A 20,066-nucleotide genomic window follows, 5' to 3' on the forward strand; every position below is an offset into this window, starting at 1 on the left:
GGTTCAATCGATGCTTGGCAATTCCAGTTTCAGGCGTTTGGCCGAGGCGCGCAGGTGGGCTTCGGCGCAGGCCGCCGCCGCATGACGGTCGCCGTCGGCGATGGCCTGGTACAGCGCCTGGTGCTCGCGGTTGGCATCCGCCGAACCACCCACCGAGTGGGCGGCCGAGTTTTCCCAGGCGGTTTTGCGGGCGGCGGCCAGTTGGCCACGGAGAAAGTCGTGGAAGGCCACGAAGTAATCGTTTTTGCTGGCGTCGGCGATGGCACGGTGAAACTCGACGTCAGCGGCTGCCGCTGCGGCAAAGTCGCTGCGCTTGTCGAGCATCTCCTGCAGGGCCTTGTTCATCCGCGCAAGATCGGCAGCATCGCGGCGCTGGGCGGCAACCGAGGCCGCCTGGGTTTCGATCCACAGGCGCACTTCGAACATCTGCACCAGGTCCGGGCGTCGACCCTGGCCGGACGGGAAGCGGAACACCGTGCCGGTCGGGGTTTGCGAAATGTACGAACCCAGGCCGCGACGGGCGATCAACACACCATCGGCCTTGAGCTGGGCCACCGCCTCGCGTACTACCGAGCGGCTGACGTTCAGCTGTTCGGCCAGTTGCTGTTCGGTGGGCAGGCGCGATTCGGCCGCCAGGCGCCCGGAATCGATCTCTGCACGGATGGCACCGACGACGCGTTCAACCAGCGTATCGGGGCGCTGAAGCTCAAGCATGGGGTATTGCTCATTAATCAGGTTGTCAGACAATGCCTTCGAGAGGGTTTCTTGTCAAGAAACCGCAATCGCCATTACAGCTCGCTGATGTAGGTGCCAGTGCCCTTGAGGATGTTCTGCAAGGTCTCTTCAACCTCGGCCAGGTCAGTGCCGTCGCTGCTCAGGGTGATTTCCAGGTGATCATCGCCACCGAGGGCGTCGGCATCCAGAGGTGCAACCTCGATCAGCAATCGGGTTTTGCCCAGGGTGACTTTCAAGCCTTCGACCGGGGCGTAATGGTCGTCGAGGGTGATGTCCACACGGTCTTCGTCCGGATAGCGGGTCATGAGGAACATCCGGCCCTTGTCGCTGTGGCAGCACAAGGTGGCCATGTTGTCTTCTTCATCATCGCAAGGGGTGGCGAAGAGCAGGGCGGTGGTCAGTTGCATGAGTGGCTCGATAAATAAGTTGAAACACGATTCTGCCAGTCTTCGGCCCCCGGATAAACGTGGACCTGCACCTCAATGACCGAATATGTCGCAGCACCGCAAGCAGGGGCGGGCGGGCACTCGTTAAGCTGCGCTGTCGATGGTCACCCGTAAAGACACAGCTCTGCCTGGAGCAGTCGTTTTTGCAGATGCCCATCCGTGGAACGGGTGCATGTGACTTGTGAGTCACGATTTACTCCTGTTCCGATGGTTTTTCCGTCCTCCTGCTACGGGTTGGCTATCGTTGATCCGTAGATGGCGGACGCGCGCGACGCTTCACTCCATAACAAAGCCCAGCGGAGTACCACAGATGGCGTTTTTCACCGCAGCCAGCAAAGCCGACTTCCAGCACCAACTGCAAGCGGCCCTGGCGCAGCACATCAGCGAACAGGCACTGCCACAAGTGGCGATGTTCGCCGAACAGTTCTTCGGCATCATTTCTCTAGACGAACTCACCCAGCGCCGCCTGTCGGACCTGGCCGGTTGCACCCTGTCGGCCTGGCGCATCATCGAACGCTTCGACCCAGCCCACCCCCAGGTTCACGTCTACAACCCCGATTACGAGCGTCATGGCTGGCAGTCGACCCACACTGCGGTCGAAGTCCTGCACCATGACCTGCCTTTCCTGGTCGACTCGGTACGCACCGAGCTCAACCGCCGCGGCTACAGCATCCATACCCTGCAGACCACCGTACTGAGCGTGCGTCGCGGGGCCAAGGGCGAGCTGCTGGAAGTCCTGCCCAAGGGCACTCAGGGCGAGGGCGTTTCACAAGAGTCGCTGATGTACCTGGAAATCGACCGCTGCGCCAACGCCGCCGAGCTCAACGTGCTGAGCCGCGAGCTGGAGCAGGTGCTGGCTGAAGTGCGCGTTGCGGTGGCCGATTTCGAGCCGATGAAAGCCAAGCTGCGGGAACTGCTGACGCTGGTCGAGCAAACCGCCTATGCCCCGGCCCAGGCCGAGAAGGCCGAGGTCAAGGACTTCCTGGAATGGCTGGTGGGTAACCACTTCACCTTCCTCGGCTATGAAGAATTCGTGGTCCGCGCCGATGCCCAGGGCGGTCAACTGGCGTATGACGAGCAGTCGTTCCTCGGCCTGACCCGCCTGTTGCGCGCGGGTCTCACCGCCGAAGACCTGCGTATCGAAGACTACGCGGTCAACTACCTCAACGAGCCGCTGCTGCTGTCTTTCGCCAAGGCCGCTTACCCGAGCCGTGTGCACCGTCCGGCTTACCCGGATTACGTCTCGATTCGCCAGCTGGATGCCGACGGCAAGGTCATCAAGGAATGCCGCTTCATGGGCCTGTACACCTCTTCGGTGTATGGCGAGAGCGTGCGCAACATCCCCTATATCCGTGGCAAGGTCGCCGAAGTCGAGCGCCGCTCGCACTTCGACCCCAAAGCCCACCTGGGTAAAGAGCTGGCCCAGGTCCTGGAAGTACTGCCGCGTGACGACCTGTTCCAGACCCCGGTCGACGAGCTGTTCAGCACCGTCATGTCGATCGTGCAGATCCAGGAACGCAACAAGATCCGCGTATTCCTGCGCAAGGATCCGTACGGCCGCTTCTGCTACTGCCTGGCCTATGTGCCGCGCGATATCTACTCCACCGAAGTGCGGCAGAAGATCCAGCAGGTGCTGATGGATCGCCTGAAGGCCAGCGACTGCGAGTTCTGGACCTTCTTCTCCGAGTCGGTGCTGGCGCGTGTGCAACTGATCCTGCGCGTCGACCCGAAAAACCGCATCGACATCGACCCGCAACAGCTGGAAAACGAAGTCATCCAGGCCTGCCGTTCGTGGCAGGACGACTACGCCAGCCTGACCGTCGAAAGCTTCGGCGAAGCCCAGGGCACCAACGTCCTGGCCGACTTCCCGAAAGGCTTCCCGGCCGGCTACCGCGAGCGCTTCGCCGCCCATTCGGCGGTGGTCGACATGCAGCACCTGCTGACCCTGTCCGAGCGCAAGCCGCTGGTGATGAGTTTCTACCAGCCGCTGACCCAGCTCGGTGAGCGCCAGCTGCACTGCAAGCTGTACCATGCCGATACTCCGCTGGCACTGTCGGACGTGCTGCCGATTCTGGAAAACCTCGGCCTGCGCGTGCTCGGCGAGTTCCCGTATCACCTGCGTCACGCCAGTGGCCGCGAGTTCTGGATTCACGACTTCGCCTTCACCTACAGCGAAGGCCTGGACCTGGATATCCAGCAACTTAACGACACCCTGCAAGACGCCTTTGTCCACATCGTCAATGGCGATGCGGAAAACGACGCCTTCAACCGCCTGGTACTGACCGCCGGCCTGCCGTGGCGCGACGTCGCGCTGCTGCGTGCCTATGCTCGCTACCTCAAGCAGATCCGCCTGGGCTTCGACCTGGGTTACATCGCCAGCACCCTGAACAACCACACCGACATCGCCCGCGAGTTGACCCGGTTGTTCAAGACCCGCTTCTACCTGGCGCGCAAGCTCACCAGCGAAGACCTGGACGACAAGCAGCAACGTCTGGAACAGGCCATCCTGGCGGCCCTGGACGACGTCCAGGTGCTCAACGAAGACCGCATCCTGCGTCGCTACCTGGACCTGATCAAGGCCACCCTGCGCACCAACTTCTACCAGACCGACGCCCACGGCCAGGTCAAGTCGTACTTCAGCTTCAAGTTCAATCCCAAGCTGATCCCCGAGCTGCCCAAGCCGGTGCCGAAGTTCGAGATTTTCGTTTACTCGCCGCGCGTCGAAGGTGTGCACCTGCGCTTCGGTAACGTTGCCCGGGGTGGTTTGCGCTGGTCGGACCGCGAGGAAGACTTCCGTACCGAAGTGCTGGGCCTGGTAAAAGCCCAGCAGGTGAAGAACTCGGTGATCGTGCCGGTCGGGGCCAAGGGCGGCTTCCTGCCGCGCCGCCTGCCGCTGGGCGGTAGCCGTGACGACATCCAGGCTGAAGGCATCGCCTGCTACCGGATCTTCATTTCCGGGCTGCTGGACATCACCGACAACCTCAAGGACGGCGCCCTGGTGCCGCCGGCCAACGTCGTGCGTCACGACGATGACGACCCGTACCTGGTGGTGGCGGCCGACAAGGGCACCGCAACCTTCTCCGACATCGCCAACGGCATTGCCATCGATTACGGCTTCTGGCTCGGCGATGCTTTCGCTTCCGGTGGTTCGGCCGGTTACGACCACAAGAAAATGGGCATCACTGCCCGTGGCGCGTGGGTTGGCGTGCAACGTCACTTCCGTGAGCGCGGCATCAACGTCCAGGAAGACCCGATCACCGTGGTCGGTGTCGGTGACATGGCCGGCGACGTGTTCGGCAACGGCCTGCTGATGTCCGAGAAGCTGCAACTGGTGGCTGCGTTCAACCACCTGCACATCTTCATCGACCCGAATCCGGAGCCAGCCAGCAGCTTTGCCGAGCGCAAGCGTCTGTTCGACCTGCCGCGTTCGGCCTGGAGTGACTACGACACCAGCATCATGTCTGAAGGTGGCGGAATCTTCCCGCGCAGCGCGAAAAGCATTGCGATCAGCCCGCAGATGAAAGAGCGCTTCGCCATCGAAGCCGACAAGCTGACCCCGACCGAGCTGCTCAACGCCTTGCTCAAGGCGCCGGTTGATCTGCTGTGGAACGGCGGTATCGGTACCTACGTCAAGTCCAGCGAAGAAAGCCACGCCGATGTTGGCGACAAGGCCAACGACGCCCTGCGTGTCGACGGCAACGAGCTGCGCTGCAAAGTGGTGGGCGAGGGCGGTAACCTCGGCATGACCCAACTGGGTCGGGTCGAGTTCGGCCTCAATGGCGGTGCCACCAACACCGACTTCATCGACAACGCCGGTGGCGTGGACTGCTCCGACCACGAGGTCAACATCAAGATCCTGCTCAACGAAGTAGTGCAGGCTGGCGACATGACCGAGAAGCAGCGTAACCAGCTGCTGGGCAGCATGACCGACGAAGTGGCCGGTCTGGTGCTGGGCAACAACTACAAGCAGACCCAGGCGCTGTCCCTGGCCGCTCGTCGGGCCAAGGAGCGCATCGCCGAGTACAAGCGGCTGATGGCCGACCTGGAAAGCCGTGGCAAGCTGGACCGGGCTATCGAGTTCCTGCCCACCGAAGAGCAGCTGGCCGAGCGCCTGGCTGCCGGCCAGGGCCTGACCCGCGCCGAACTGTCGGTGCTGATCTCCTACAGCAAGATCGACCTCAAGGAACAGCTGCTCAAGTCGCTGGTGCCGGATGACGACTACCTGACCCGCGACATGGAAACCGCGTTCCCGCCGTCACTGGTGAGTAAATTCGCCGAGGCCATGCGTCGCCATCGCCTGAAGCGCGAAATCGTCAGCACCCAGATCGCCAACGATCTGGTCAACAACATGGGCATCACCTTCGTTCAGCGTCTGAAAGAGTCCACCGGCATGAGCCCGGCGAACGTTGCCGGTGCTTACGTGATCGTGCGGGATATCTTCCACCTGCCGCACTGGTTCCGTCAGATCGAGGCGCTGGACTACCAGGTACCTGCAGAAATCCAGCTGACCCTGATGGACGAGCTGATGCGTCTGGGCCGTCGGGCAACCCGCTGGTTCCTGCGTAGCCGTCGTAACGAGCAGGATGCCGGGCGCGATGTTGCGCACTTCGGGCCGAAGATTGCCGCGTTGGGTCTGAAGCTTGATGAGCTGCTGGAAGGGCCGACCCGTGAGCGCTGGATGACCCGTTACCAGGGCTTCGTCGAAGCCGGGGTGCCGGAGCTGCTGGCGCGTATGGTGGCCGGTACCACGCACCTGTACACCCTGTTGCCGATTATCGAAGCGTCCGACGTCACCGGCCAGGATCCGGCTGAAGTGGCCAAGGCCTTCTTCGCAGTGGGCAGCGCGCTGGATCTGACCTGGTACCTGCAGGAAATCAGCAACCTGTCGGTGGAAAACAACTGGCAGGCCCTGGCCCGCGAGTCGTTCCGCGATGATATCGACCTGCAGCAGCGCGCGATCACCATCTCGGTCCTGCAGATGGCCGACGCGCCGCAAGACATGGATGCCCGCGTGACGCTGTGGCTGGATCAGCACCGCGTGATGGTCAACCGCTGGCGCGCCATGCTGGACGAGCTGCGTGCCGCAACCGGTACCGATTACGCCATGTACGCGGTAGCCAACCGCGAGCTGGTGGATCTGGCCATGAGCGGGCAGGCGGCGGTGGTGCCGTCCTGAGTCTGAGCTGAAATGAAAAAGCCCCGGCAGTTGCCGGGGCTTTTTTTTGACTGTTCGGGCCTCATCGCCGGCAAGGCCGGCTCCCACAATGGATTGTTGCGCAGCAGACCCTGTGGGAGTCGGCCTTGCCGGCGATGAGGCCAGTAAGGCTTACTTGAAGCGTCGCTCCACACCTTTCTCGACCAGAATCTTCGCCGCTATCTCTTCCACCGAGAAATGCGTGGAGTTGATGTGGGCAATGTTCTCGCGGCGGAACAGGTTCTCCACCTCGCGCACTTCGAACTCGCACTGGGCGAAGCTGGCGTAGCGGCTGTTGGGCTTGCGCTCGTGACGAATGGCGGTCAGCCGGTCCGGGTCGATGGTCAGGCCGAACAGCTTGTGCTGGTGGTTTTTCAAGGCCTGCGGCAGTTGCAGGCGTTCCATGTCGTCTTCGGTCAGCGGGTAGTTGGCCGCGCGGATGCCGAATTGCATGGCCATGTACAGACAGGTCGGGGTTTTGCCGCAGCGCGAGACGCCCACCAGGATCAGGTCGGCCTTGTCGTAGTAGTGAGTACGGGCGCCATCATCGTTGTCCAGGGCAAAGTTGACCGCCTCGATGCGCTCCATGTAGTTGGAGTTGCCGCCGATGGAGTGGGATTTTCCCACCGAATAGGACGAATGCGCTGTCAGTTCCTGCTCCAGCGGGGCCAGGAAGGTCGAGAAAATGTCGATCATGAAGCCATTGGAGGTGGCCAGGACCTCGCGGATATCCTGATTGACGATGGTGTCGAAGATGATCGGACGGACACCGTCCTTTTCTGCAGCGCTATTGATTTGCTGTACCATGACCCGCGCTTTTTCCACACTGTCGATGTACGGGCGTGTGAATTTATTGAACGGAATGGTATCGAATTGCGCCAGAAGACTCTGTCCCAGCGTCTCGGCAGTGATACCGGTGCCGTCGGAAATAAAGAAAGCAGATCGTTTCATTTGCGCCTTGGGCCTTAAGCTGGTGAGAATTCTTGGATATGATAGGTTCGGTTTACCGAACATCGTGTTCGGCATTCTCACTTATTTTCCGGGTCCAGGCCACAAGCGCCCGGCCAAGCCAGAGCTGGCAGGCGGGCGACCTGAGCTTTTCCAACACAGTTAGTGGAGAGATCACCTTGGTAGAGTACGTAGTTTCCCTCGATAAGCTCGGCGTCCATGATGTAGAGCATGTGGGGGGCAAGAACGCATCCCTCGGCGAGATGATCAGTAACCTCGCGGGCGCCGGTGTATCGGTCCCCGGCGGCTTTGCCACTACGGCTCAGGCGTACCGTGATTTTCTCGAGCAGAGTGGGCTGAACGCCCAGATCCACGCCGCGCTCGACGCGCTGGATGTCGATGACGTCAATGCCCTGGCCCGTACCGGTGCGCAGATCCGTCAGTGGATCATGGAAGCCGAGTTCCCCGAGCGTCTGAACGCTGAAATTCGCACCGCCTTCGCTGAAATGTCCCAGGGCAACCCGAACATGGCCGTCGCCGTGCGTTCCTCGGCCACCGCCGAAGACCTGCCAGACGCGTCGTTCGCCGGTCAGCAGGAAACCTTCCTGAACATCCGTGGCGTCGAAAACGTCATCCGCGCCGCCAAGGAAGTGTTCGCTTCGCTGTTCAACGACCGCGCCATTTCCTACCGCGTGCACCAGGGCTTCGACCACAAGCTGGTGGCCCTGTCGGCAGGCGTGCAGCGCATGGTGCGTTCGGAAACCGGCACTGCCGGCGTAATGTTCACCCTCGACACCGAATCGGGTTTCCGTGATGTAGTGTTCATCACCGGCGCCTACGGCCTGGGTGAAACCGTCGTACAAGGCGCGGTCAACCCGGATGAATTTTATGTCCACAAAGGCACACTGGAAGCCGGCCGCCCGGCCATCCTGCGTCGCAACCTGGGCAGCAAGGCGATCAAGATGGTCTACGGCGAAGAAGCCAAGGCCGGTCGTTCGGTCAAGACCGTTGATGTCGACAAAGCCGACCGCAGCCGTTTCTGCCTGAGCGACGCCGAAGTCAGCGAGCTGGCCAAACAGGCGATGATCATCGAGAAGCACTACAAGTGCCCGATGGACATCGAGTGGGCCAAAGACGGCGATGACGGCAAGCTGTACATCGTTCAGGCGCGTCCGGAAACCGTGAAGAGCCGTTCCCAGGCCAACGTCATGGAGCGTTACCTGCTCAAGGAAACCGGCACCGTGCTGGTTGAAGGCCGTGCCATCGGCCAGCGCATCGGCGCCGGCAAGGTACGGATCATCAAAGACGTCTCGGAAATGGACAAGGTCCAGGCTGGCGACGTGCTGGTATCGGACATGACCGACCCGGACTGGGAACCGGTAATGAAGCGCGCCAGCGCCATTGTCACCAACCGTGGCGGACGTACCTGCCACGCGGCGATCATCGCCCGTGAACTGGGTATCCCGGCAGTGGTCGGTTGCGGCAACGCCACCCAGTTGCTCAAAGATGGCCAGGGCGTGACCGTTTCCTGCGCCGAAGGCGATACCGGTTTCATCTTCGAGGGCGAACTGGGCTTCGACGTCCGTCAGAACTCGGTCGATGCCATGCCTGATCTGCCGTTCAAGATCATGATGAACGTCGGCAACCCGGACCGTGCGTTCGATTTTGCCCAGTTGCCCAATGCCGGTGTCGGCCTGGCGCGTCTGGAGTTCATCATCAACCGCATGATCGGCGTGCACCCCAAGGCGCTGCTGAACTATGCCGGCCTGCCGGCCGAGCTGAAAGAAAGCGTCGACAAGCGTATTGCCGGTTACAACGATCCAGTCGGCTTCTACGTCGAAAAACTGGTTGAGGGCATCAGCACCCTGGCGGCGGCGTTCTGGCCGAAGAAGGTCATCGTGCGTCTGTCGGACTTCAAGTCCAACGAATACGCCAACCTGATCGGCGGCAAGCTCTACGAGCCGGAAGAAGAGAACCCGATGCTGGGCTTCCGTGGCGCCTCGCGTTACATCAGCGAAACCTTCCGTGACTGTTTCGAGCTGGAGTGCCGTGCACTCAAGCGTGTGCGCAACGAAATGGGCCTGACCAACGTCGAGATCATGGTGCCGTTCGTGCGCACTCTGGGTGAAGCCAGCCAGGTCGTTGACCTGCTTGCTGAAAACGGCCTGGCTCGCGGCGACAACGGTCTGCGCGTGATCATGATGTGCGAGCTGCCGTCCAACGCCATCCTCGCCGAAGAGTTCCTCGAGTACTTCGACGGCTTCTCCATCGGTTCCAACGACCTGACCCAGCTGACCCTGGGCCTGGACCGCGACTCGGGGATCATCGCTCACCTGTTCGACGAGCGTAACCCTGCGGTCAAGAAGCTGCTGGCCAACGCCATCCAGGCTTGTAACAAGGCTGGCAAGTACATCGGCATCTGCGGCCAGGGCCCATCCGACCACCCGGACCTGGCCAAGTGGCTGATGGAGCAGGGCATCGAAAGCGTCTCGCTGAACCCGGATTCGGTACTCGAAACCTGGTTCTTCCTGGCTGAAGGCCAGGCTGCGAACTGAGGCGTTGAACCGGAACCTTCACTTGGCCGTCGCTGGCCGGTGAAGGTTCCGACCGTATTCCAGGGCGTGTTCCAGTGATGGTTCCCGCCCTTTTTCGTGCAAGAAACCTATGCAAAGCAGCAGTTCTCTATTTCCCGTGGCCTTGCTCAGTGCCGAGCGTCGCGGTGATCTGAGCGAAGACGTCTACCGGATCAAAGCCGGTAACAGCCCGGATCGCACCGTTGAGCTGGCGGTCACCCGTCTCGGTCTGGCTGACCAGGCCGAGGTGCGCGGCGCCCCGGTGATTTTGCTGCACGGCAGCTTTTCCAATCGGCGCTTCTGGTATTCGCCCCGGGGTGTTGGCCTGGGTGCGTACCTGGCGCGCGCCGGTTTTGATGTGTGGATTCCGGAAATGCGCGGCCACGGTCTGTCGCCGCGCAACCATGCTTACCGACACAACCGTGTCGCCGACTATGCCCGTTACGATTTGCCGGTCATCGCTGCCTTTGTCAGCGAGCAGTGTGGCCGTGCCGCGCACTGGATCGGCCACTCCCTGGGCGGCACCACGCTGGCCGCTGCGCTCGGCGGTCAGTACCTGACAGCTGAGCAGGTGGCCAGTGCGGCGTTTTTCGGTACCCAGGTCAGTCGCACCTACTGGCCGTTGAAACTGCCGCCAGTGGAGTGGGGCGGGCGGCTGTTGCTCAAGCGCTTCGGGCAGATCTCCGGCTCGCGGCTCAAGCGCGGCCCGGAGGACGAGCCGATTGGCCTGGCCCTGGAAAGCATGCGCTGGTTCGGTCTGTTCGGCCGTTTCGGCGACAAGGATCGCGACTGGTGGGCCGGGTTGGCTGAAGTCGATGTGCCGGTGCTGGCGGTAGGTGCGGCTGGCGATCATCAGGACCCGGTGTGGGCCTGTCGCAAGCTGTTTGAGCAACTGGGCGGTGAGCACAAGCAATTCGTTCGCCTGGGCCGTGAAGAGGGCTTCGACAACTTCGGGCACGTCGACATGCTGGTCAGCAAGCCCGCACAGACGCAGGTATGGCCGCTGGTTGAACGCTGGCTGCACAACCCCATGGCTGCTTTGCTCAATGATACAGCGCAGCAGGTGACCGGATCGGCGCCGACGTGTAGCCTTGAGCCTAAAGCGTGATCGCTGGGCCTCGTTAACTGATTTGAAACTGTGACATCCCTTTGTCTTGGCAACCGACAGGAGTTTCCCATGCATTATCTCACCCCCGATCTGTGCGACGCCTACCCGGAACTGGTGCAGGTGCTGGAGCCGATGTTCAGCAACTTCGGTGGCCGCGATTCCTTCGGTGGTGAGATCGTCACCATCAAATGCTTCGAGGACAACTCGCTGGTCAAGGAGCAGGTCGACCTGGATGGCAAGGGCAAGGTGCTGGTGGTCGACGGTGGCGGTTCGCTGCGTCGCGCCCTGCTCGGTGACATGCTCGCCGAGAAAGCTGCCAAAAACGGCTGGGAAGGCCTGGTGATCTATGGCTGCGTGCGTGACGTCGATGTCCTGGCGCAGACTGACGTTGGCGTGCAGGCCCTGGCCAGCCACCCGATGAAGACCGACAAGCGCGGCATCGGTGATCTCAACGTGGTGGTGAACTTTGCCGGGGTGACGTTCCGCCCGGGTGAGTACATTTACGCAGACAACAATGGTGTGATTGTCTCGCCAAGTCCGCTTAAAATGCCGGAATAAGCACTGAAACCGCGAAGTGGAGCAGGAATGTTCGAGGAAGAAAACGCGCAGTGGGGGTTAGTGCATGCCCTGGTGCTCGATGGTAAAGGCGGTGCGCGTTCGATTGCTCGAACTGAACTGGACGACCTGCAGCTGCAGCCAGAGCAGAGCCTCTGGCTGCATTGGGATCGCAGCCATCCCCAGACCCGGACCTGGCTGCGCCGCGACAGCGGCCTGAGCGAGTTCGCCTGCGACCTGCTCCTCGAAGAAAATACCCGCCCACGGCTGTTGGCCTTGCCAGAAGAACAGATGCTGCTGTTTCTGCGCGGGGTCAACCTCAATCCGGGCGCAGAGCCCGAAGACATGGTCTCGGTACGCATATTCGCCCAGGCACAGCGGGTGATTTCCCTGCGCTTGCGGCCATTGCGCGCCAGTGACGAGCTGTTGCAGCAACTGGCCGAAGGTCGTGGCCCGAAGACTGCCTCTGAACTGTTGCTGAGCATGGCGCAGCTGTTGACCGAGAAGGTTCAGGCGCTGCTCAGTGACCTCTCGGAAGTGGTCGACCTGGAAGAAGAGAAGCTTGAAGCCGACCAGAAGTACGCGCCGGAGCAGGCTTCCTTGCAGCAGATCCGCCGCCGCGCCGCCGGCCTGCGCCGCTTTCTCGCGCCGCAGCGCGAGCTGTACGCGCAATTGGCGCGCAACAAGTGGAGCTGGTTCGCCGAAGACGATGGCGATTACTGGAACGAGCTGAACAACAGCCTGATTCGCTATCTTGAAGAGCTGGAGCTGACCCGTGAGCGGGCTGCCCTGGTGCTGGAAAGCGAAGACCGCCGGCGTGCCGAGCGGATGAACCGGACCATGTACCGCTTCGGCATCATCACCTGCATCTTTTTGCCCATGAGTTTTGTCACCGGGCTGCTGGGCATCAACGTCGGCGGTATTCCGGGATCTGAAAGCCCTTATGGTTTTCTCTTCGCCAGCCTGCTGGTACTGGCGCTGGCGTTGGGGCAGTGGTGGTTGTTCCGCCGGCTGCGCTGGGTGTGATCCGGTGCATTTCGTGAACAATCAGTCATTAACTGTCTGCCTGGTTCATGTGACCCGTGCCGGGGCGACCTCGTCTTTGACAGATATTGCGCGAGGTGCCCATGCACGATCCGTTTGAAGAATCCCTGCGAGACCTGCTCAAGGCATCACCGTCCGGGCGCGAGCGCGACGACGATGCCTGTCTTGGGCGCGTCCTGAAAACCGCCAACCGTCAGGTGGGTGCGGGCGATCTGTTCAGCCTGCTTGGCCGCTGGAGCCAGGCGTTGATGATCGCCGTGAACAATGGTTCGGCGCATGTAGCGCCGGTCCGCCGTAACGCTACCGCTCGTAAAGCTGATAAGGCCGATTGAATATGGAACTTAATCTCTGGACCCAGAGCTTGCTCACCGCGATGACCGCGCTGTGGACCAAAGTGGCGAACTTCATCCCCAATCTGTTTGGCGCCCTGGTTGTGGTGCTGCTCGGTTTTGTCGTGGCCAAGCTGCTCGACACCTTGCTCTCCAAACTGCTGGCCAAGCTCGGCCTGGACCGCCTGATGGGCGGCACCGGCCTGACCAAGATGCTGGATCGGGTCGGTATTCAGGTACCGATCTCGACGCTGATCGGCAAGATCGTCTACTGGTTCGTGTTGCTGATCTTCCTGGTCTCGGCGGCTGAGTCCCTGGGCCTTGAACGCGTTTCGGCAACCCTGGACATGCTCGCGCTGTACCTGCCGAAGGTGTTTGGCGCGGCGCTGGTGCTGCTGGCGGGCGTGCTCCTGGCACAACTGGTCAACGGCCTGGTGCGCGGTGCCGCCGAAGGCATCGGCCTGGAGTACGCCGCCGGTGTCGGTCGTATCGCCCAGGGTCTGGTTATTATCATCAGTATTTCGGTGGCAATCAGCCAGCTTGAGGTCAAAACCGATCTGCTGAACCATGTAATCGTCATCGGTTTGATTACCGTTGGTCTGGCCGTTGCCCTGGCGATGGGCCTGGGCAGCCGTGAAATTGCCGGGCAGATTCTGGCTGGAATCTATGTCCGGGAGCTCTATCAAGTGGGCCAACAGGTGCAGGTTGGAGAGGTCGAAGGGCAGATCGAGGAGATCGGCACGGTCAAGACGACCCTGCTGACCGATGACGGCGAGCTGGTTTCGTTGTCCAACCGGATTCTGCTCGAGCAGCGAGTCAATAGCCGCTAACCGGGTAAATCCTGCTAATGTATGCCGCCGCAAAATTGCCCCAGGCAGGGGTAAGCGGCGACATTGACCTGACTGTCGGCCAGATTCGTTTTGAATAAAGTTCACTCGCTGCCCATGCGTTACGACCCCCGCGAGCTCACTGATGAGGAGTTGGTGGCGCGTTCGCATGAGGAGCTGTTTCATGTTACTCGCGCGTATGAGGAGCTCATGCGACGCTACCAGCGGACTCTTTTTAACGTGTGTGCACGTTATCTAGGGAACGATCGGGATGCTGATGATGTCTGTCAGGAGGTGATGCTCAAGGTGCTCTATGGTTTGAAGAACTTCGAGGGCAAATCGAAGTTCAAGACCTGGCTCTACAGCATCACCTATAACGAATGCATCACCCAGTACCGCAAGGAGCGGCGCAAGCGTCGACTGATGGATGCCTTGAGTCTTGATCCACTTGAGGAGGCCTCGGAAGAGAAGGCGCCGAAACCGGAAGAGAAAGGTGGGCTGGATAAATGGCTAGTGCATGTTAATCCGATTGACAGGGAAATTCTGGTGCTACGATTTGTCGCAGAGCTGGAATTTCAGGAAATCGCCGATATCATGCATATGGGCCTGAGCGCAACGAAAATGCGGTACAAACGTGCGCTAGACAAGCTACGTGAGAAATTTGCGGGCCTTGCTGAAACTTAGAGGCACGCAAATATCTCTAACGTACCGGCAAGTTCTGCTAGACTTGCCGTCGAGTTGTCCCCCGGATGTTGGTGGGACTGCTTAACTATCACCAGATGGGGATTTAACGGATGAAATTGAAAAACACCTTGGGCTTGGCCATTGGTTCTCTTGTAGCCGTAACTTCGCTCGGCGCTCTGGCACAGGGCCAAGGCGCGGTTGAGATCGAAGGTAACGTTACCAAGCAGTACTACGATAGCGAGCGCAATTTCAAGAACGACGGCACCAACCCTGGTGTTCGCCTCGGTTACTTCCTGACCGACGACCTGTCGCTGGACCTGGGCTACAACGAGACTCACAACGCTCGTGGCGAAGTCTTCAACAAAGACATCAAAGGTTCTAAAGCCAAGCTCGACGCTACCTACCACCTGGGTACCGTAGGCGACGCAGTGCGTCCTTACGTTTCCGCTGGTTTCGCGCACGAGAGCCTGGGCCAGGCCACCAACAACGGTCGTGACCACTCCACCTTCGCCAACCTGGGCGCCGGTGCCAAGTGGTACATCACCGACATGTTCTTCGCCCGTGCTGGCGTTGAAGCCATGTACAACATCGACAACGGCAACACCGAGTGGGGCCCAACCGTCGGTCTGGGTCTGAACTTCGGTGGTAGCGGTGGCAAAGTTGCTGCTGCTCCTGCTCCAGTTGCTGAAGTCTGCTCCGACAGCGACAACGACGGCGTTTGCGACAACGTTGACAAGTGCCCTGACACCCCAGCCAACGTTACCGTTGACGCTGACGGCTGCCCGGCTGTTGCCGAAGTCGTACGTGTTGAGCTGGACGTCAAGTTCGACTTCGACAAGTCGGTCGTCAAGCCAAACAGCTACGGTGATATCAAAAACCTGGCTGACTTCATGAAGCAGTACCCACAGACCACCACCACTGTTGAAGGTCACACTGACTCCGTCGGTCCTGACGCTTACAACCAGAAGCTGTCTGAGCGTCGTGCAAACGCCGTTAAGCAGGTTCTGACCAACCAGTACGGCGTAGAATCGAGCCGTGTTGAGTCGGTAGGCTACGGTGAAACCCGTCCGGTTGCTGACAACGCCACCGACGCTGGTCGCGCTGTTAACCGTCGCGTAGAAGCACAAGTAGAAGCCCAAGCCAAGTAATTGGTAAGTGCTTCACGGAAAAGCCCGGCCTAGGCCGGGCTTTTCTTTGTCTGCGATTCAGGCCGGAATCTGCAGCAGGGTGCTGCCTGACGCTGCTCGGGCCGCCACTTCGCCGATCACCAGTATTGCCGGGCTGCTCAGTTTGAAGCGCGCAGCGTCCTCGCAAAGCTGAACCAAGGTGCTGCGTTGTTCGCGTTGCTGGGGCAGGGATGCGTTCTCGATCATCGCCACCGGCGTGTCCGCTGCCAGGCCGCCTGCCAACAGGCCTTGCCGGACCTCGTCGAGTTTGCTCACGCCCATGTACACCACAAGGGTGGTGCCACCCTGGGCGAGCGCCTGCCAGTTCAACGGGCTGTCATCCTGGGTGTGTGCGGTGACCAGGGTCACGCCCCGGCTTACGCCGCGCAAGGTCAGGGAAATGCCGCATTGGGTTGCCCCGGCAAGGCCGGCGGTAATGCCATTGACCAGTTCAGTTTCGATACCTTGGGCCTGTAGCCAGGCCGCCTCTTCACCGCCACGCCCGAAAATGCACGGGTCGCCGCCCTTGAGCCGGGCCACACAACGGCCCTGGCGGGCATAGCGCAGCATCAGGCGCTGGATGAAGGCCTGGGGTGTGGAACGGCATCCGCCGCGTTTGCCAACGGCAACCACGCGCGCCTGAGGGCAGTGGGTGAGGATCAGCGGGTTGACCAGATCGTCGATCAGTACCACCTCGGCTTCAGCCAGGGCACGCACAGCCTTGAGGGTCAGCAGTTCCGGGTCGCCGGGACCTGCACCAATCAGCCAGACTTTCGCATTCATCGGGTATTCCTCATCGGCAAAGGATGCCGTCAGCCTTTTAGCAGGCTGATCAGCAGGATCAGGTTGAGTAACAACGACAGCAGCGCCAGGCCGCGCCAGACCTTCAGTGGCTCGCGTTCGAGCAGTGGCCGCGGGCGTATGCTCAGGTGCTGGCGTTCGCCTTGTTCGAGCAGCAACAGCCATTGCTCGGCAGTTTCAAATCGTTGCTGCGGGTCGGCGAGCAACGCCTGGTTCAGGTTGTGCTCCAGCCATTCCGGCAGGTCTGGGCGGTAGCGCGCGGCACTGGTGGGCTGGACAAAACGTGGGCGCTGGAACGCTTCGATTTCGCCATAGGGATAGTGACCGGTCAGCAGGTAGAACAGCGTTACGCCGACGCTGTACAAATCTTGCCGGGCGCTGGGCGGCTCGCCGCCGAACGCTTCCGGGGCAATGAACGACGGGGTGCCGGGGAGTTCGTGGGCACGGTCTTCAGAGAGTCCCGGGCAGAAGGCCAGGCCAAAATCCAGCAGGCGCAGCTGGCCATCGTCACCCAGGTGCAGGTTCTGCGGTTTGATATCGCGATGGAGGATGTTGCGCCGGTGCAGCATGCCCACGGCCTGCAGCAGTTGTTGGGCAAGCGCCTGCCAATCCGCCAGTGGCAAGGGGCCGGTACGGGCGAACAATTGCTCCAGGGTCTGGCCCGGGTATTCACGCATCAGGTAATACAGGTGCTGACGCTGGCTGGCCGGGTGTACTTCGGGGAAGTAACGCCCGGCAACCCGGCGCAGGAACCACTCTTCGAGCAGCAGGCTTTGCAGGGCGCCAGGTTCATCCTTGCGCTGCTCGGGCAGGGTTTTCAGCAGCCAGGCGTGTTGCTGGCTGTCGTGAACCCGGTACAACAAGGACTGCCGGCTCTGGCTGAGGGCCTGCTCGACCGTCCAGCCATCGATCGATTGGCCGCTACGCAGGGGGCCTGGCAGCGGCCATTGCTGCAACTGCGCCAGGGAATCGCCGAGGTTGCTCGTGCCCAACTGATCAATCCGCACCAGCAATGCGCTGGCGTTGTCCTGGCTGCCGCTGTGATGGGCCGAGCTGACCAGCGTGTGCGCCGCGTCCTGCAAGTCAATCTGTTCGCGCAGCACAGCGCGGATCTGCGATTCGCTGAGGCTGGCCCAGACGCCATCGCTGAGCAGGACGAAGCATTCACCAGCGTGCAGGTCGCCTTCGAGGTAGTCGACCTGCAGGTGTTGATCCAGGCCCAGGGCGCGCTTTAGTACATGCTGCATGCCTGGCTGATCCCAGACGTGATCCTCGCTGATGCGCTGCAACTGGCCGGCGGCCCAGCGATAGATGCGGCAGTCGCCGACATGCGCCAGGGTGAAGCGCCGACCGCGCAGTACCAAAGCGCTGAGGGTGGTCAGTAGAGGCTGGCCACCACCATTGGCGCGCAACCAGCGATTTTGCGCCAGCAACAGGCGGTCGAGCGCCTGGGCCACGCCCCAGGTAGGCGGTGTGGCGTAATAGTCCAGAGCTAGCGCCTGCAGGCTCGCCCGCGCGGCCAGGCCACCGTCGGCGCACTGGCTGACGCCGTCGGCGAGGGCGAACAGATAGCCCTTGCTGGCAGCCAGTTCCGGGTTGGGGGTAACCAGGCGCAAGGCATCCTGGTTCTCTTCTCGAGGCCCGGTGGCGCTGGCTTGTGCAAAGCTCAGTTGCAGGCTCATGGCGCAGCCTCAGACCCGCGCCGCGGTGACGGCGGCCGAACCCCAGGTGGTGCGCCAGCGTTGTTTCACGCCGTACAGGCCGAACCAGGCCAGCACGCCGAGGCTGGCGAACAGCCAAAGCCCCAGTTGATAGTCGCCGCTGTGCTGTTTGATCGCGCCAAGGCCGGCGGCCAGGAGGAAGCCACCGATACCGCCGGCCATGCCGATCAGGCCGGTCATTACGCCGATTTCCTGGCGAAAACGCTGCGGTACCAGTTGGAACACTGCACCATTGCCAGCACCAAGACCGAGCATGGCACTGACGAACAACGCCAGTGCTGCCACCGAGCTCGGCAGATTGAAACCGACCGCAGCAATACAGATGGCTGCCACGGTGTACATCGCCAGCAGGGTACGGATCCCGCCAAAGCGATCGGCCAGGGCGCCACCCAGAGGGCGCATCAGGCTGCCGGCGAACACGCAGGCGGCCGTGTAGTAGCCGGCAGTGACCGGGCTCAGGCCGTACTGGTCGTTGAAGTAGCCGGGCAGCGCGCTGGCCAGGCCGATGAAGCCGCCAAAGGTGACGCTGTAGAAGAACATGAACCACCAGCTGTCGCGATCACCCAGGGCTTTGAGGTAATCGGCCATGGCCTTGGGCTTGGGGCGTTGCGGGGCATTGCGCGCGAGCAGGGCGAACAGCGCCAGGGTCAGCACCAGCGGCACCACGGCAAAGCCGAAGACATTGTTCCAGCCAAAACTGGCGGCCAGGACCGGCGCCAGCAGTGCGGCGAATACCGTGCCGGAGTTGCCCGCGCCGGCAATACCCATAGCCTTGCCCTGGTGCTGGGCCGGGTACCACTGCGAGGCCAGTGGCAGGGAGACGGCAAAGGAAGCGCCGGCGACGCCGAGGAACACACCCAGCAGCAACGCCTGTTCATAGCTGTGTATGCCCAGATTCCAGGCGCAGAACAGCGCAATGATGACGATCACCTGGCCAATCAGGCCGGCGGTTTTCGGTGACAGGCGGTCTACCAGGATGCCCATTACGAAGCGCAGGATGGCGCCGGCCAGGATCGGTGTGGCAACCATCAGTCCGCGTTGCTGGGTGGTCAGTTGCAGGTCGGTGGCAATCTGCACCGCCAGGGGGCCGAGCAGGTACCAGACCATAAAGCTCAGGTCGAAATACAAAAAGGCGGCGAACAGCGTGGGAATATGCCCGGACTTCCAGAAACTCGTATTCATCGAACACCTCGTTGAACGTTGCACTGCAGGTCGCGCCCTCAAGGGGCAGAAACGCAAAAGACGCCGCCTCCCGGCCCGCTGTTGCGAGGGGGATGCGACGTCTTTGTCGTGAAGGGGCAACCGCCGTTGGCTACCTGTGTGAATAGGAAGTGCAAAAGCCAGGCCAGGGTGCTGTCAGCCAAGCAAATCGCTCATGGCGATGATCTGTTCGGCCACCTGGATCAGCTTCTGCTGCTTGCTCATGGCCTGGCGACGCATCAGGGTGTAAGCCTGTTCTTCGTTGCAGTCCTTCATTTTCATCAGCAGCCCCTTGGCCAGCTCGATGCGCTTGCGCTCGGCCAGCTGCTGGTCGCGGGCTTGCAGCTGGGCCTTGAGCGCCTGGTCGCTTTCGAAGCGGGCCATGGCCACGTCGAGGATTGGCTGCAGCCGCGCCGCATGGATGCCTTCGACGATGTAAGCGCTGACCCCGGCCTGGATCGCCTGGCGCATCACGCTCGGATCGTGCTCGTCGGTAAACATGACAATTGGCCGTGGCCGGTCGCGACTGACCAGGATCACTTGCTCCATCACATCCCGGCCCGGTGATTCGGTATCGATCAACACCACATCCGGACGCACCGTTTCGACGCGTGCCGGCAGGTCGATGATCAGCCCTGACGCTTCGATGACTTCGAAGCCAGCTTCAACCAGTGCGGCTTTCAGGCGCCCGACTTTCTTTTCGGTGTCGTCGATCAACAGGATTCGCAGCATCAT

At 61.4% G+C, this 20,066-nt stretch carries 16 protein-coding genes; 9 read left to right on the top strand and 7 right to left on the bottom strand.

Translation table 11 applies throughout. The features are described from left to right. Positions 1 to 3: 3 nt before the first annotated feature. Both AC07OF_RS11125 and AC07OF_RS11130 read right to left on the bottom strand, forming a co-directional pair. Positions 4 to 714, bottom strand: coding sequence for a FadR/GntR family transcriptional regulator (locus AC07OF_RS11125; protein WP_157191789.1), 711 nt, complete (start codon positions 712 to 714; stop codon positions 4 to 6). Positions 715 to 788: 74 nt separating this feature from the next. After that, positions 789 to 1,142, bottom strand: coding sequence for a hypothetical protein (locus AC07OF_RS11130; protein ID WP_157191790.1), 354 nt, complete (start codon positions 1,140 to 1,142; stop codon positions 789 to 791). A 349-nt stretch (positions 1,143 to 1,491) separates the two neighbouring features. Between AC07OF_RS11130 and AC07OF_RS11135 the strand changes: the two genes are divergently transcribed. Next, complete coding sequence (locus tag AC07OF_RS11135; protein WP_157191791.1) at positions 1,492 to 6,357, top strand: NAD-glutamate dehydrogenase; 4,866 nt, start codon at positions 1,492 to 1,494, stop codon at positions 6,355 to 6,357. Between the two features lie 150 nt (positions 6,358 to 6,507). Here the strand turns inward: AC07OF_RS11135 and ppsR are convergent, their stop codons facing one another. After that, on the bottom strand, positions 6,508 to 7,326 hold the full coding sequence (gene ppsR / locus AC07OF_RS11140) for a posphoenolpyruvate synthetase regulatory kinase/phosphorylase PpsR (RefSeq protein WP_045195025.1): 819 nt from the start codon (positions 7,324 to 7,326) through the stop codon (positions 6,508 to 6,510). A gap of 176 nt (positions 7,327 to 7,502) precedes the next feature. Between ppsR and ppsA the strand changes: the two genes are divergently transcribed. The 8 genes from ppsA to AC07OF_RS11180 all read left to right on the top strand — a co-directional run bounded on the left by ppsA (position 7,503) and on the right by AC07OF_RS11180 (position 15,591). Then, positions 7,503 to 9,878, top strand: coding sequence for a phosphoenolpyruvate synthase (gene ppsA / locus AC07OF_RS11145; protein WP_157191793.1), 2,376 nt, complete (start codon positions 7,503 to 7,505; stop codon positions 9,876 to 9,878). A gap of 109 nt (positions 9,879 to 9,987) precedes the next feature. After that, positions 9,988 to 11,004, top strand: a complete 1,017-nt coding sequence (locus AC07OF_RS11150) for an alpha/beta fold hydrolase (protein ID WP_495072890.1) — start codon at positions 9,988 to 9,990, stop codon at positions 11,002 to 11,004. Between the two features lie 69 nt (positions 11,005 to 11,073). Continuing rightward, positions 11,074 to 11,562, top strand: coding sequence for a ribonuclease E activity regulator RraA (rraA, locus tag AC07OF_RS11155; protein ID WP_038608795.1), 489 nt, complete (start codon positions 11,074 to 11,076; stop codon positions 11,560 to 11,562). Positions 11,563 to 11,589: 27 nt separating this feature from the next. After that, complete coding sequence (locus AC07OF_RS11160; protein WP_157191795.1) at positions 11,590 to 12,585, top strand: zinc transporter ZntB; 996 nt, start codon at positions 11,590 to 11,592, stop codon at positions 12,583 to 12,585. Between the two features lie 95 nt (positions 12,586 to 12,680). Next, entirely contained in the window at positions 12,681 to 12,935 is a 255-nt protein-coding gene (locus AC07OF_RS11165; RefSeq protein ID WP_371261983.1) for a CrfX protein, read from the top strand. A gap of 2 nt (positions 12,936 to 12,937) precedes the next feature. Continuing rightward, positions 12,938 to 13,762 (top strand): mechanosensitive ion channel family protein, encoded by an 825-nt coding sequence (locus tag AC07OF_RS11170; protein ID WP_128326090.1) that lies wholly within the window; start codon positions 12,938 to 12,940, stop codon positions 13,760 to 13,762. Between the two features lie 114 nt (positions 13,763 to 13,876). Next, positions 13,877 to 14,443: an RNA polymerase sigma factor SigX gene (sigX, locus tag AC07OF_RS11175; protein ID WP_036990388.1), complete on the top strand. Its 567-nt coding sequence runs from the start codon at positions 13,877 to 13,879 to the stop codon at positions 14,441 to 14,443. Between the two features lie 110 nt (positions 14,444 to 14,553). Continuing rightward, positions 14,554 to 15,591 (top strand): OmpA family protein, encoded by a 1,038-nt coding sequence (locus AC07OF_RS11180; RefSeq protein WP_038608805.1) that lies wholly within the window; start codon positions 14,554 to 14,556, stop codon positions 15,589 to 15,591. 57 nt (positions 15,592 to 15,648) lie between these two features. Here AC07OF_RS11180 and cobA read toward each other — a convergent pair whose 3' ends face one another. From cobA to AC07OF_RS11200, 4 genes are all read right to left on the bottom strand, one after another. Beyond that, on the bottom strand, positions 15,649 to 16,392 hold the full coding sequence (cobA, locus tag AC07OF_RS11185) for a uroporphyrinogen-III C-methyltransferase (RefSeq protein ID WP_157191796.1): 744 nt from the start codon (positions 16,390 to 16,392) through the stop codon (positions 15,649 to 15,651). Between the two features lie 29 nt (positions 16,393 to 16,421). After that, the gene (locus AC07OF_RS11190; RefSeq protein WP_157191797.1) at positions 16,422 to 18,092 is read right to left on the bottom strand and encodes a bifunctional protein-serine/threonine kinase/phosphatase; all 1,671 of its coding nucleotides are present in this window, start codon (positions 18,090 to 18,092) and stop codon (positions 16,422 to 16,424) included. 9 nt (positions 18,093 to 18,101) lie between these two features. Then, positions 18,102 to 19,313 (bottom strand): nitrate/nitrite transporter, encoded by a 1,212-nt coding sequence (locus tag AC07OF_RS11195; RefSeq protein WP_157191798.1) that lies wholly within the window; start codon positions 19,311 to 19,313, stop codon positions 18,102 to 18,104. Between the two features lie 174 nt (positions 19,314 to 19,487). After that, entirely contained in the window at positions 19,488 to 20,063 is a 576-nt protein-coding gene (locus tag AC07OF_RS11200) for an ANTAR domain-containing response regulator (RefSeq protein WP_157194704.1), read from the bottom strand. Between the last annotated feature and the right edge of the window lie 3 nt (positions 20,064 to 20,066).

It is taken from the genome of Pseudomonas sp. GW821-FHT10B02 (genome assembly GCF_059415665.1).

What these genes read in the sequence shown, in the direction of transcription:
- AC07OF_RS11195 (WP_157191798.1), bottom strand. Translation starts at nt 19,313, where the DNA reads ATGAATACGAGTTTCTGGAAGTCCGGGCATATTCCCACGCTGTTCGCC.
- AC07OF_RS11190 (WP_157191797.1), bottom strand. Translation starts at nt 18,092, where the DNA reads ATGAGCCTGCAACTGAGCTTTGCACAAGCCAGCGCCACCGGGCCTCGA.
- ppsR (WP_045195025.1), bottom strand. Translation starts at nt 7,326, where the DNA reads ATGAAACGATCTGCTTTCTTTATTTCCGACGGCACCGGTATCACTGCC.
- AC07OF_RS11170 (WP_128326090.1), top strand. Translation starts at nt 12,938, where the DNA reads ATGGAACTTAATCTCTGGACCCAGAGCTTGCTCACCGCGATGACCGCG.
- AC07OF_RS11200 (WP_157194704.1), bottom strand. Translation starts at nt 20,063, where the DNA reads ATGCTGCGAATCCTGTTGATCGACGACACCGAAAAGAAAGTCGGGCGC.
- AC07OF_RS11135 (WP_157191791.1), top strand. Translation starts at nt 1,492, where the DNA reads ATGGCGTTTTTCACCGCAGCCAGCAAAGCCGACTTCCAGCACCAACTG.
- AC07OF_RS11180 (WP_038608805.1), top strand. Translation starts at nt 14,554, where the DNA reads ATGAAATTGAAAAACACCTTGGGCTTGGCCATTGGTTCTCTTGTAGCC.
- AC07OF_RS11130 (WP_157191790.1), bottom strand. Translation starts at nt 1,142, where the DNA reads ATGCAACTGACCACCGCCCTGCTCTTCGCCACCCCTTGCGATGATGAA.
- AC07OF_RS11160 (WP_157191795.1), top strand. Translation starts at nt 11,590, where the DNA reads ATGTTCGAGGAAGAAAACGCGCAGTGGGGGTTAGTGCATGCCCTGGTG.
- sigX (WP_036990388.1), top strand. Translation starts at nt 13,877, where the DNA reads ATGCGTTACGACCCCCGCGAGCTCACTGATGAGGAGTTGGTGGCGCGT.
- AC07OF_RS11125 (WP_157191789.1), bottom strand. Translation starts at nt 714, where the DNA reads ATGCTTGAGCTTCAGCGCCCCGATACGCTGGTTGAACGCGTCGTCGGT.
- rraA (WP_038608795.1), top strand. Translation starts at nt 11,074, where the DNA reads ATGCATTATCTCACCCCCGATCTGTGCGACGCCTACCCGGAACTGGTG.
- AC07OF_RS11150 (WP_495072890.1), top strand. Translation starts at nt 9,988, where the DNA reads ATGCAAAGCAGCAGTTCTCTATTTCCCGTGGCCTTGCTCAGTGCCGAG.
- cobA (WP_157191796.1), bottom strand. Translation starts at nt 16,392, where the DNA reads ATGAATGCGAAAGTCTGGCTGATTGGTGCAGGTCCCGGCGACCCGGAA.